Source organism: Paenibacillus uliginis N3/975 (assembly GCF_900177425.1).
GTDB classification, from domain to species: domain Bacteria; phylum Bacillota; class Bacilli; order Paenibacillales; family Paenibacillaceae; genus Paenibacillus_AQ; species Paenibacillus_AQ uliginis.
Map to the genome: position 1 here is coordinate 996,265 of NZ_LT840184.1, position 13,398 is coordinate 1,009,662.

The window sequence follows — 13,398 nt, forward strand, 5'->3', positions numbered from 1 at the left end:
ATGACTTTTAAAAACGTATTAGATAACAATATTTGATAAATTATACGGGATAACTTTTTTCAATTCTTCAAGATTCATCTCGACCTGGTATCCAATCTTTCCAGCACTAAATATGATTGTCTCAAAATTAGTTGCTGAATCATCAATTGTAGTAATAAAATTTTTTTTCATGCCAATGGGTGAACATCCTCCGTGTATATATCCTGTAATAGCTAATAAATCTTTCGATTTTAACATTTCAATTGATTTTTCATTAACACTATTAGCCGCTTTTTTCAAATCCAGTTCATTGGCAACAGGAATGAGAAAAACATAATATTTCTTAGATTTCCCTATCGTTACAAGTGTTTTAAACACCTGATCAGGATTCTGATTTAAAGTATTGGCCACATCAATGCCGCTAATGGCATCTTTATTTACGTAACAATGACTTTTGTATTTCACTATCATTTTATCTAATATTCTCATTACATTTGTTTTAAATTCCATAATCAACCACCTTGCAGATTATTTAATATTTCTTGTAACCATGAATAAATAGTCTGTTTCTATAACTGCCTATTTTACAACGGTATCATAAAGCCTTCAATGAAAATTTAATAATTATTAATCGAAGAAGAGTAGACAACACTGCAAAAGTTTTATGTGTCCTTAATATAGATTTAATCCTCCATTAAGATTCACAGCTTACTATAAAAGTACCCCTTTTATATATTTTATTATATTGTGAAACCCCTCTAACATCGGTTAGAGGGGTTTCGTGTGTTGGCAATCGATATTATTGTTACGAGAGGTATTATTAGAGACTGCGCGCTAATAGTGCAAGCTGGGTGGTAACACGGTTAATAAATCGCCCCTATGTCTACAATAGACAAGGAGACGATTTTTTTGTTTTTTAATACGAACTAACAACACGTAAGGAGTTAGATAATCATGAATATTATAGATGAGTTGGAATGGCGTGGAGCCATCAATCAGCAGACAGATGCAGAAGGACATTATTATCCGCAAAGGTAAGAAAACATACAGCCTGGTAAAGCTAGTTAAGTAGTGCATGATCGATAACTATTCAATATGTAAAGGATTTTTCTACAGCCGAATTGGGCTGTAGAAAAATCCTTTTTTTCGTCTACCTTTTGTCGACTCGGTCAGTTTTCTCCTCCAAGCCTCCCGTAATTTTTCTCCTCCAAGCCTCCCGTAATTGTATATTCAAAAAAACAATAATAGTTCGAATACAATTTAATATAGTTAGACATCATAAGCCAATCAATGACAATCTCGACCAAATACGACTTGAATGACAGAAAGAAGGACAGATAAATGGTCAAATCAAAACAATTATCACTTTTTGGATTGATCGGGATTACAATGGCTTTTTTTGGGACAGTGCGGAGTGTTCCGACGTTATCCATAACAGGTTGGACGCAGATTTTCTACATGCTTGTTGCAGCGTTATTATTTGCACTTCCAATTGCGTTGATGTCTGCCGAACTTTCCACGGGATTTCCTGGAGAAGAAGGTGGGCCTCAAGTATGGGTGAAGAAGGCGCTAGGAGAAAAATGGGGATTCGTTACTTCTTGGCTGCTATGGGTTCAAATGTTCTTCGGAATGGTTATGGTGTCTTCGACAGTGGGCGTTCTGTTTGGATATGTCATTAACAGACCGCAGCTGTCTTCCAATAACATTTTTATTTTTGCGGTAATTCTCATTTCGTATTGGGGAGTTACCTTATTAAATATCAAGTTCGACATGGTTAAAATTGGTGGGAACTGGGGAGCGATCATTGGGGTGTACATTCCATTTGTAGTCCTTGTTATTCTCGGTCTTTGGTTCTTTTTTAAAAATGGCATTCAGCAAATCAGCTATCTGGGTAATTTTAAAGCCAAGGATTTGGTACCGAATTTCAGTGATTTAGGTAGCTTAACTTACTTATCGGGCATTATCTTCATATTCGCCGGGGTTGAGATATCATCCGTACATGCGAATAATATCGAAAATCCGAAGCGCAATTACCCGATAGCGGTTATTACTTCGGTTATTTTGTTAGTCATTTTCAACCTTGTGGCTGGACTAACCGTATCGAACGCCGTGCCATTGGGTGAAATGCAGCTAGCAAATATTACGCAGCCATATCTTATTTTTTGTAAAGATTTAGGCCTGCCCATGATTCTTGTCAACATTATTTCGGCCATGATTCTTATCGGAGTATTGGTGCAGTTAAGCGCATGGGTGCTTGGGCCAAGTAAATCCATGATTAAAGTTGCTGATGAAGGTAACTTGCCAAAGTTTTTTCAAAAAAGAACCAAAAGAAATATCCCGATCACGTTTGTTTTGATTCAGGCGTCGGTCATTTCATTAGTAGCGCTGTTGTATGTCGTTGTGCCTGACGTTAATAGTGCGTTCCTGATTATTACAATTACAACAACGATTTTATATTGTGTTGTATATGCCTTAATTGGCATTTCGGCCATTAAGCTTCGCTACACGTTACCGGACATCGAAAGACCATTCCGATTGGGCAATAAGGGCAATGGATTAATCTGGTTCATTTCACTTCTGTCTCTGATAAGTGTTGCTATTACGATGATCGTCAGCCTTATACCACCATCCATTCTTCAGCCGAGCCAATATACGGGCTACATTATTTTTCAAGTTGGAGCAACGGTAATTATGGTGGCAATCGCTTTGATTATCTACAAATTCAAAAAACCAGAGTGGAAAAAAGAAAAATAAATAGCAGCCAAACCATATCAATCATGAATAAATAATGGAGGAAATGACAATGAAAATTGAAATTACAGATATAAATTTAAAAGCGTTATTTTTAGGTGATAAAGGTGAAAATGTCGACATTTTTAAAGAACTATTGCTTAAAATGATCGACGAACATGTCGGTTGGCGTCAAAATTATCAGCCGCAAGATACTCCTGTGATCTCGCCATTTGATAAAAGCTCAGAGAGCTTCAACAATACAGTTGATCATGTTCGCAGCGTATTTAATGAATTATCTTCCAAGCTTCGCTCAAAATCGCTGCCTTGGCATACAGCGGGTCGCTTCTGGGGGCATATGAACTCCGAAACGTTGATGCCGGCTATTATTGCTTATACAGCGGCTACGTTATGGAACGGCAACAACGTCGCTTATGAGTCCTCCCCTGGTACTTCTGAGATGGAAGAAGAGGTGGGCCATGAACTTGCAACACTGATGGGCTATCAGGAAGACAAGGGCTGGGGACATATCTGTGCCGATGGATCGATCGCGAATCTGGAAGGATTATGGTATGCACGAAATTTGAAGTCACTTCCGCTTGCCATTAAAGAAGTTGCTCCAGAGCATGTGGAGGGCAAGTCCGAGTGGCAACTGCTAAACATGTCAACTAAGGAAATATTGGAAATTATGGACAAAATACCGGACAAGCTGGATGAGGTAAAAGCTCACTCCGCTCGTAGCGGTAGGCATCTACAAAAACTAGGAAAATGGATTATACCGCAAACAAAACACTACTCTTGGCTGAAAGCTGCCGACATTATCGGTATTGGCCTTGATAATGTCGTATCAATTGATGTAGATCATAATTACCGCATGGACATTGACAAGCTTGAGGCGAAAATTCGCGAGCTTGCTGCGCAAGAAATTCCTGTACTTGGTGTGGTTGGTGTTATCGGTACAACAGAAGAAGGTCAAATCGACCGTGTCGACAAAATAGTTAATCTGCGTGACAAACTGGCAAAAGAGGGCATCTATTTCTACATTCATATTGATGCAGCTTATGGCGGATATGCACGTGCCATCTTCATAGATGAGAACAATGAATTTATAGATTATGACAAGCTTGATAAAGTATATAAAAAATACGGCGTATTCCAAGAAAAGAACGAATGGCTTACAGAGGACATTTACAACTCCTTTAAAGCAATGAGTCAAGTGGAGACGATAACAGTCGATCCGCACAAAATGGGTTACATTCCGTATTCTGCCGGAGCAATCACAGTAAAAGACAGCAGAATGCGCGATGCGATCTCCTACTTCGCTACTTATGTATTTGAGAAGGGTGCTGATATTCCTGCACTGCTAGGGGCTTATATTCTGGAGGGATCCAAAGCAGGTGCAACTGCCGCAGCGGTATGGACAGCTCACAAAGTACTTCCGCTAAATGTAATGGGCTACGGCAAATTAATGGGGGCGAGTATTGAAGGTGCTTTTCATTTCTATCACTTCTTGAAGGATCGAGAGTTCCATGTGAACGGGAAAACCATTAAGGTTTACCCATTAACCAAACCTGACTTCAATATGATCGATTATGTGTTTAATGAAGTTGGCAATACGGATCTCGGTGTGATGAACAAGCTGAACCACGATTTCTTTGGGCATGCATCTTATGCTAAAGGTGGCTTGTATTACAATGAGTTCCTTACGTCACATACTGACTTTGCTGTTCCAGACTATGGCAACAGTCCGCTGCCATTCGTGAAATCACTCGGATTCAGTGAGGAAGAGTGGGCACGTGAACAGAAAGTTACTGTACTCAGAGCAAGTGCGATGTCGCCGTATGTAAATGACAAGGAAGTATTTGATGAATACGCGGTGAAGATTGAAGCTGCTATTCAGACAAAGCTTGAAACCATTTATAACGACTATCAACAAGCATAATTAAAAAGGAATGCGTAACGTGCTAATTGGGTTGCGCATTCCTTATCACCATTTCAACTTAGAGCAATATTTAACGACAAGGAGTTTTACCATGAAAAAAGAAGTGACTCTAAAAGAGAGTATTTTCCTTCTTATTGGAATACTAGCCATTATAGGTGTGTGTATTATCGGAGTAGGCATGGCTCCTCAGGTGCCTATTTTACTATCTATAGGTGTTCTGATCGTGTTTGGGAAATTGAAAGGGATTTCCTGGGATACAATTCATAAAGGTATTCAGCAAGGCATTACTCCAGGCTTAATTCCTATACTTATATTTATGCTAATCGGGGCCTTGATCAGTGTCTGGATTGCGGCAGGCACGATCCCTACGATTATGGTATATGGATTCAACATTATGCTTCCACAATTCTTTCTGCCTTCGGTCTTTATTATTTGTGCCGTTGTAGGGATTACGGTTGGAAGTTCCTTCACGACGATATCAACTATCGGTATTGCTTTGTTCGGTATGGGTCAGATTATGGGCTATCCTGCTGCTATTACGACAGGAGCTATTGTATCTGGTGCCTTTTTAGGGAATAACATTTCTCCTTTATCGGATACAACGAACTTAGCTTCCGCCATAGCAGAAGTGGATTTGTTCGAGCATATACGCAACATGATGCGAACGATGATTCCTGCTTTCCTGATTTCGCTCGTCTTTTTCGTCATTATAGGTCGCTCGAATTCTTTAACTACGGGCAATCAGATTAATGAGCTGGTCAATACATTGCGTTCTTCATTCACCATCACAGTATGGACGCTGCTTCCTGTTTTGACGCTGTTCTTGTGTGCGTGGAAAAAGGTTCCTGCCATCCCGACCTTGCTATTGAGCATTGCCATTACGGTCGGTGTTATTTTCTTATATGCGCCACAGACAAGCTTTCTTGATTTATCAAATCTTATGCAGGACGGATTCGTATCGAATACAGGTGTAACCAGTGTCGATGAACTGCTTACACGCGGAGGAATTCAAAGTATGATGTGGTCTGTTTCCCTGATTCTCTTGGCTCTCGCGTTAGGAGGCTTGCTAGTGGAGTTAAATATTATTAATACGTTAATCGATAAAATCTCCGCTTTCGTTAGCAGTAAAGGAAAGCTAATTCTTATGACTGCGTTAAGCTGTATGGGCATTAACCTTCTACTGGGCGAACAATATTTGTCGATCATTTTACCAGGCAAGGCTTTTAAACATCAATTTAACAAGTTGCATCTTGCTTCCAAACATCTGTCGTCGACAGTTGCTAATGGTGGAGCAGCCTTCAATGCGTTAATTCCGTGGGGGGTTAGCGGTGTTTTTATTACAGGTACGTTGGGTGTTTCTACATTGGAGTATTTACCTTATGCAGTATTTTGTTTCGCAGCTCCATTGCTAACGATCGTGTTGGGGTTTATAGGCAAGGACAAGAAAAATACTAAAACAGCATAAGAGGAAACCGCATGCTTATCGACAAATTAAGAGGATCCGCATTTCAATAATATAGACCACCTGAAAGCCCCTGATTCATCTGGTAGATGAACGGGGGATTTCTTTATTTTGTGAGTGCATAAAAATACTGATTGCTTTAATATTCAAAAATTATTCAGAAGCTTATGATTTAATTGAAATGATATGCTTTTCTGCATAGACATTTTACAAAAAAAATGAGTGGTGAGACTTGGGATATGAATATGAAGTTATCTATTAAGCAACAGGAAGCTCTTGAGCATGCAGAACATAATGGTGGAAGGCTCTTTAGAGGTAAGGGAGGCCTTTGGACAGTTGAAGGGGCCTCATCCGCAGGGGAAAATTGGCATGGAATGGTCACCCCAGAATGGTATTGTACAACAAATACAATCTTCGCTTTGGTACGGCGGGGTTGCATGATCATGGACAATTTTGATAGCTGCTCTTTGATAAAGGATGAACAGTATCATGACACTCGAAAACGTAAGGAAGGTTAGTGAAACAATGATCCCTATGTTCAAACTTCGGAACATTTGGGCCCCTTTTCTTGGTAAAATAGAATCAGACGATGGAAGAGAAGGAGGCCGACGAGGGAAAATGGACTTGAAGGTGATCGTTGTTGACGATGAATGGCTCGCTCTGAAAAAGATGGAAAAGCTGTTAGTAGAGAGATCCGAATTGGATGTTAAGGTTGAGTTGGTCGGGATTTTTAATGATCCATACCAAGCTTTAGAATTGGCTCAGCAGGAAAAGGTGGATATAGCATTTCTGGATGTACAGATGCCGGAGATTGACGGATTTGAATTGGCTGAAAGATTTCAGCAGATTCAACCGCATATTCGGATTATTTTCGTTACGGCTTATCAAGAATATGCTGTAAAGGCGTTTGAGATGAACGCACTCGATTATTTGCTGAAACCGGTACACCAGACCAGACTGGCAACGACATTAAAGCGCGCTGTTGAATCGAACGTGACAAGTAAGCCATTACCGAAGGATGCAGCTCCACTCACACTCTGTTGTTTGCAAAGCTTGCATTATATCGATACATTAGGAAATGTCCGATTTTTTCCCTGGAAAACATTAAAGGCCCCCGAACTATTTGCTTATCTTGTATATTATCGAAATAAAACTGTGAGCAAGCAAATGCTGATTGATTTGTTATGGCCAGGGTACGATGCTGAAAGAGCAACAGCTCAGTTGTATACAGCGATTTACCAAATTCGAAAAATTATTAAAGCTGCCGGACTTGATCTGGAGATTAAATATAAAGATGAAGGCTACCGAATGGTATGGGGGACGTTGAGGCTGGATGTGGATGATTGGGAGAATGATGTTCGTCAAGCTGCTGAGGTTACTCCTGATACACTCGACAATCACCTATCCATAAAAGCACGTTACACAGGTGACTTTCTGGAAGAGCATCGCTATTTGTGGGCGGAGTACGAGCAAGACCGAATTCGTTTGATTTGGCTGGACCATGTGAAGCAAATTGCAGAATGCTACATATCCCAAGGTCAATATACGGAAGCAATACTGCTGTATCAAGAAATGAAAGAAAAGGTACCTGATATGGAAGAGGGCTATTTTGGCTTAATGAAGGTACATGCGTTACTCAACCACCAGGCTGAAGTTCGGAAACAATTCCAACTCATCTCGAACATTTTTAAAGAGGAATTTGATGTTCCTCCCAGTAAAGAGTTAACGGATTGGTACGAGCAATGGAACAACGACATACAAAGATTAAACCTGAAGATAGGACGAATGTAACATGAAAATAAAAATAACAGCTGTTCTGCTTATTGTATTTGGAATTTTTATTCTTTTTTATCCGACACTTGCAGAAAAGTATCATGATAATCAGCAAGAAAAGATTGTGAGAGAATGGCAAAACAGCATGCAAAACATTAGTAATGGTGATGAGTCTGTGGAAGAGAGTCAGCAGTCACGAATATCCGTTAGCAACACAAGTGCGGCGAATGAAAGCGAAAGCTCGGAGGAGGATTCAGAGTCCAAGGAAAATGCAAGTTCAAAATTAAGCAGCTATCCCAATGCAGAAGGTATTCTAACGATAGAAAAGATTGATTTGCTTCAGCCTATACTTCACGGGGCGACGCAAAAGAATTTGAATACGACCGTGGCAAGTGTTGAGAATACGGGAAGAGCGGGTGAAATCGGCAACTATGCCGTGGCAGGTCACAGGAATCGTACATACGGAAGAAACTTCAACAGGCTCGATGAAATTGAAAAAGGGGATAAAATTCAGGTTAACAACGGAGAGGAATTATATGAATATACCGTTACGGAAAAATTATATGTAAAGCCTGAGGAAGTGTGGGTGCTGGATCCCAATGGTAAAGATAAAGAAATAACGCTGATCACTTGTCACCCTATGGTTAACCCTACACATCGTATTATCGTTAAAGGAAAAATAGAAGGATGAACAGACAACATCGTCTCTCTAAGGAGAGCGGTGTTATTTTTTGTGTTATTATAGTTTTTCGCGGTTTTTCGCAAATTTTCATCATATTCAGAAATTATTCAACATGTTGCTGTATAGTCTATGTAAATTATCATTGCCTTGGCCTACATCAAGGGGAGCAGTTTAAATAGCTTTTTATACAGCCTGCTTAAGCCAGGGGTTGAAGGAATTTGAAAATGGGATGAAAAATCATAAGGAGGCGATAGTGACCGGCCTAACAGACATTACTTGAAGTCAGGCCTATGTCAATTAGATATGCACTTTAAGGCAGTTAAACTAAATTTGTATGAAATACGAGGTGAACGTTTTTAGTTATGAGGAAATTTAGTAAAACAATGTATTTATTCTTAATTGCAGCTTTAATGATCAATCTCTTGATACCTACTTCAATTACCAGCGCTGCTGATGAATTAGTAAACCCGGTAGTTAGTGAAGAAGGGCAGTTTGTTACTGACGAGACTGTCACGGACGAGATTGTCACAGACGAAAGTGTCACTGAGGAGAATGTGACAGATGAGAGTACCACAGATAAGACTGTCACAGAAAGTGTTTATAAAGATGAGAAAGACAAGAAAAACCCTATCATTATAACCAAAAATATTATTACCGGTGTGGTTATAAAAGATAAGGATGGTAATCTTATTGAAACGGTCCGTCCAGACCAAGGGTCGCGTGTACAGGTTGATTTTGACTGGAAGCTTCCAGCCGATCACGGTTATAAGGACGGTGCCACCTTTACCTTCGATCTACCGGATAAATTTAAAGTAGACAGAGTATTGACTGGCGATCTGGACGGTGGAGTAGGGGAATATGAAGTGACTCCGGAAGGCACAGTCACCTTCACATTTAATGATTCGATTGAAGATAATGAAGAGCTAACAGGATACTTTTTTGTATGGAGAGAATTTGAAGAAAGCAAATTCGAGGGAGGAACTCAACAAGAGGTTGTCTTTGAGTTCACAGAAACGGATATAGTCACTATTCCTGTCCATTTTAAAAGTAAGAATGACCGTGAAATAAAGAAGAGTGGAACAACCAATAAAGGTATGAATCCTAACGAAATCAGCTGGGAAGTTGATTTTAATATTGGTGAAAAGAAGATTGATGGTGCGGTCTTTAAAGATGAACTTCCAGACGGACTGAAAATCAAAGAGAATTCCATTAAGCTGTATCCATTAGAGGTTCAATTAAATGGAAGTGTAATTCCGGGCTCACAACTTACTACTGTTACGCCCCAGCTCAGTGGGAATGGGTTTGAGCTACAGCTTGGGAATATAGACAGCGCCTATCGAGTGGAGTACATAACTGAGATCACTGGTACTTCCGACAAAACATACACTAACAAGGCGACACTTTCCGGAAGCACCGGGGAAATCCTGAAGGAATCAGCCAGTGTTGATGTGAAATTCAGCAAACCGTTGGATAAAAAGTCGACGCATTATGATTCCACTAGTCAAACGATTACCTGGGCCATTCAGTATAATTACAATGAACAGGTGATCCAACAGCAGAAAGCATGGATTAAGGATACTTTTGATAAGAATCATCAACTACTAGATAAAGATTCTTTTGAAGTATACGAGATGACGATAAACGATAACGGCAGTGCTTCACGAAAAACAGGAACGCCGCTCGTAAAGGGAACGGACTACACTGTCAATGATACGGCGAAAGGGTTCGAGTTAGCGTTTCAAAACGATGTTAACGTAGCTTATGAAATTTTCTACAAAACTTCTGCCATAAAGCGTGTGCATGAAGATAAGTACACGGTTGTAAATAAAGTTGAGATTGCAGATGGCACAGAGAAAGAGATAGGCCGTGACATTAATCAAGTAATCTTCTGGAAATCTGCAGGTGAAGTGGATTACGCGGCAAAAACGATTGAATGGAAGCTCAGTTTGAACGATGACAAGAAAACAATGGAAAATGTCGTCATCCAGGACAGTTTTGCTGGACAAGGCCTGACATTTCTACCAGAGACATTGAAGGTCAGCGGGCTTAAGTTAGATAATGGAGATGGAAATGGAAATTACACCATAAAGCCAGATCTAACATATGATGAAGGTTTTAAACTTGAGTTTAAAGAACCGACTTCGACCAACCATTTTATCACTTATAAGACTTACTTTGACCCTACACGTGTCAACAAAGAGCCTTATAAAAATAAGGCTGTGTTAAATTGGAAAGAGAATAATGTCTCTCAGCCATCCATCACTAAATCAGCAACAGTAGATCCGGATAACTATACGAAAGATAACGGTAATAAAATGGGTAAGTATAACGCAGTAACGAAGGAAATTACCTGGACGATCGATGTGAACTACAATCTTCACAACATTCAAGATGCAGTCGTTCGCGATTTCTATACAGGTGAGCAGACTTTCCTCCCGGATTCATTGACCGTACATCATTTAACCCTCAATGGGGGCTCCAATGGAGTAGATGTTGGGGCAGAGGTACCGGCTGACAAATATAGCTTTGAACCGAAAACGGAAAATGGAAAAAATGGCTTTGAATTGAAGCTTGGCTCGATTGACTCTGCTTATCGAATAACATATAAAACGAGTCTGAAAGGTCATCCCGTAGCTAAGGTATACAGCAATAATGCTACATTGTATGACTCACAGACACCGGATAAAGTGATATTTGAAAAAGGGACTTCTGTTACTCCTAAATTTGGCGGAGAATATGTAATCAAAACAGGAAAACAAGGAACAGGTGAGAATCAGGATTTTGCTTATTGGGAAGTGAACATCAATCGCAGCTTGTCTCATATCGATGCGGGCGCTGTATTAACGGACACATTATCCTCTAATCAGATACTCGTTAAGGATTCCTTTAAGCTTTATGAATATAAAGCTGATTCAAGTGGTAACTTGATTAAGGGCGGCCTGGTAGACGAGTCAGAATATACATTGGATGTCCAGGGAAATTCTTTCAAGCTCGTGTTTGTAAATAAGATTGAGACCTCGTTCGTGTTAGAATATCAGTCGTTCATTAATGCTGATAATGGCGAGACCATAACCAATAACGTTAACTTTCAAGGACAATCCTCTGGTACTGTTGATGAGAAAAATGAAAATCAAGTCATAGTGAAGTTCTCTGGAGCAGGGGGCGGAGCGAACTCCCCAGGTAAAGGCAATTTGAAAGTAATTAAAGTAGACGCCGATAGTAAGAAGCCGTTAGCAGGAGCAAAGTTCGGACTCTATGACAAATCCGGAAGCAATCTTTTGGAAGAGCTTGTGACAGATGAAAATGGGGAAGCGGTATTCAAGGATTACAAATATAAAGATTACATGCTTAAGGAATTATCCGCCCCAGACGGTTATCTGATCGCAGAAGAGTATAAGAATGGAAGCATTATTAAGTTTAAAGCTGACAAACCAGATTCTACGGTTAAGTTTACGATCGAAAATGTAAAAGGCAACTGGTCTGTAGAATTAACGAAGGTGGAGCAAGACGATGAGACCCGAACATTGGAGGGTGCAGTCTTCAAACTTCAATACCTTGAGGGCGGAAAATACAGTGATGTGCCTAAACATACAGAACTCACGACCGATGCAAACGGAAAAATCCAACTCACCGATCTGAAGCCAGGTAGCTATCAGTTCATTGAGATTAAAGCGCCAAAAGGCTACAAGCTGAATGCGAATCCGATTCCTTTTACAATCGAACCTAACCAAACATCACCTAAAGTGTTGGTTGCACTGAATGAAATTTATGTCGGTGCTGTTGAATTGTTGAAAGAGGATGCGGATACAGGAAGCATTCTTGCAGGTGCTGAGTTTGAACTTTGGGATGCGGAAGGGCATGTTCTGAAACGTGACTTGATTACAGATCAAGACGGTAAACTGTTCGTAGACCAACTGAAAGCAGGCAGCTATCAATTTGTTGAAACGAAGTCTCCTGAAGGCTATATATTGAATCTTGAACCACTGAAGTTTGAAATTATTGATGATACTAAAGTTCAGGTTGTGTTCAAGAACAAGCTAGAGACGGGTTCGGTGAAGCTGACCAAGATCGAACTAGGCCGACCAGCAATCAAATTATCCGGCGCAGAGTTCCGAATTCTGGACGCCAATAAGGTTCCGGTCAAGAACAGAGAGGGTAAGGAAATCGCAGGCCTTACTACGGATAGTAAGGGAGAACTGCAGATTCCAGAGCTCCGACCAGGTAAATATTATGTTGAAGAGACCAGAGCACCATACGGTTACAGCATAAAGGACAAACTGACTGAGATCGAAGTGATTGGCGGGAAAGAGACAGTAGTAACCGTGGAAAATATCCGTATTCCAGTTACTGGCGGTGGCGGAGAAAACAACCCGAATCCTCCTGTCGGTCCAAATCCTCCCGTTAATCCTGATCCGGAAAAACCGGTCAAACCTGATCCTGAAAAACCTGTAGATCCAACTGAACCGGGTGAAACGGTTGATCCAGTTGAACCTACTAATCCAACTGACCCAACAGATTCAGGTGACGGTACAGACACAAATCCTCCTGTCGATGGAGGGACTGAGTCGGGCGGTTCAGACAATTCAGGTAAAAATCCAAATCAAGGCACAAAGCCGACAAACGGGGGCAATGGAAAAACTCCGGTTGAAAGTACAAAGCCACAAAAACCAGGCAATGTACTTCCAAAGACAGGAGAAGATAGCCCACTTCCGTTACAATTGGCTGGATTCGGCTCCATCGTGTTAGGACTGGCATTGCTGGTTCTCAGAAAGAAACAAGTACTTCATAAATAAAATATTATGTAGAACATGAAGAATGGCGGCGCAAGGA

Annotated in this window: 8 protein-coding genes; 7 read left to right on the forward strand and 1 reads right to left on the reverse strand. The window is 40.4% G+C overall.

Going from position 1 to position 13,398, the window contains the following annotated elements; all coding sequences use genetic code 11:
* Nucleotides 1-18: 18 nt before the first annotated feature.
* Nucleotides 19-489: a Cys-tRNA(Pro) deacylase gene (gene ybaK / locus B9N86_RS04680; protein WP_208917988.1), complete on the reverse strand. Its 471-nt coding sequence runs from the start codon at nucleotides 487-489 to the stop codon at nucleotides 19-21.
* A gap of 831 nt (nucleotides 490-1,320) precedes the next feature.
* On the opposite strand from ybaK, the gene tyrP reads away from it, so the two are divergent.
* From tyrP to B9N86_RS04715, 7 genes are all read left to right on the forward strand, one after another.
* On the forward strand, nucleotides 1,321-2,733 hold the full coding sequence (gene tyrP / locus B9N86_RS04685) for a tyrosine-tyramine antiporter (RefSeq protein WP_208917989.1): 1,413 nt from the start codon (nucleotides 1,321-1,323) through the stop codon (nucleotides 2,731-2,733).
* A 49-nt stretch (nucleotides 2,734-2,782) separates the two neighbouring features.
* A complete protein-coding gene (tdc, locus tag B9N86_RS04690) occupies nucleotides 2,783-4,651 on the forward strand; it encodes a tyrosine decarboxylase (RefSeq protein WP_208917990.1) in 1,869 nt (622 codons plus the stop codon).
* 91 nt (nucleotides 4,652-4,742) lie between these two features.
* Nucleotides 4,743-6,116, forward strand: coding sequence for a Na+/H+ antiporter NhaC (gene nhaC, locus B9N86_RS04695; RefSeq protein ID WP_208917991.1), 1,374 nt, complete (start codon nucleotides 4,743-4,745; stop codon nucleotides 6,114-6,116).
* Between the two features lie 279 nt (nucleotides 6,117-6,395).
* Nucleotides 6,396-6,554 carry a hypothetical protein gene (locus tag B9N86_RS04700; RefSeq protein ID WP_208917992.1) on the forward strand — a complete coding sequence of 53 codons (159 nt, stop codon included), beginning with the start codon at nucleotides 6,396-6,398 and terminating at the stop codon, nucleotides 6,552-6,554.
* A 177-nt stretch (nucleotides 6,555-6,731) separates the two neighbouring features.
* Nucleotides 6,732-7,904: a response regulator gene (locus B9N86_RS04705; protein ID WP_244562947.1), complete on the forward strand. Its 1,173-nt coding sequence runs from the start codon at nucleotides 6,732-6,734 to the stop codon at nucleotides 7,902-7,904.
* 1 nt (nucleotide 7,905) lies between these two features.
* Nucleotides 7,906-8,577, forward strand: a complete 672-nt coding sequence (locus B9N86_RS04710) for a class D sortase (protein WP_208917993.1) — start codon at nucleotides 7,906-7,908, stop codon at nucleotides 8,575-8,577.
* Nucleotides 8,578-8,951: 374 nt separating this feature from the next.
* Nucleotides 8,952-13,361: a collagen binding domain-containing protein gene (locus tag B9N86_RS04715; RefSeq protein ID WP_210190640.1), complete on the forward strand. Its 4,410-nt coding sequence runs from the start codon at nucleotides 8,952-8,954 to the stop codon at nucleotides 13,359-13,361.
* The last annotated feature ends 37 nt before the right edge of the window (nucleotides 13,362-13,398 follow it).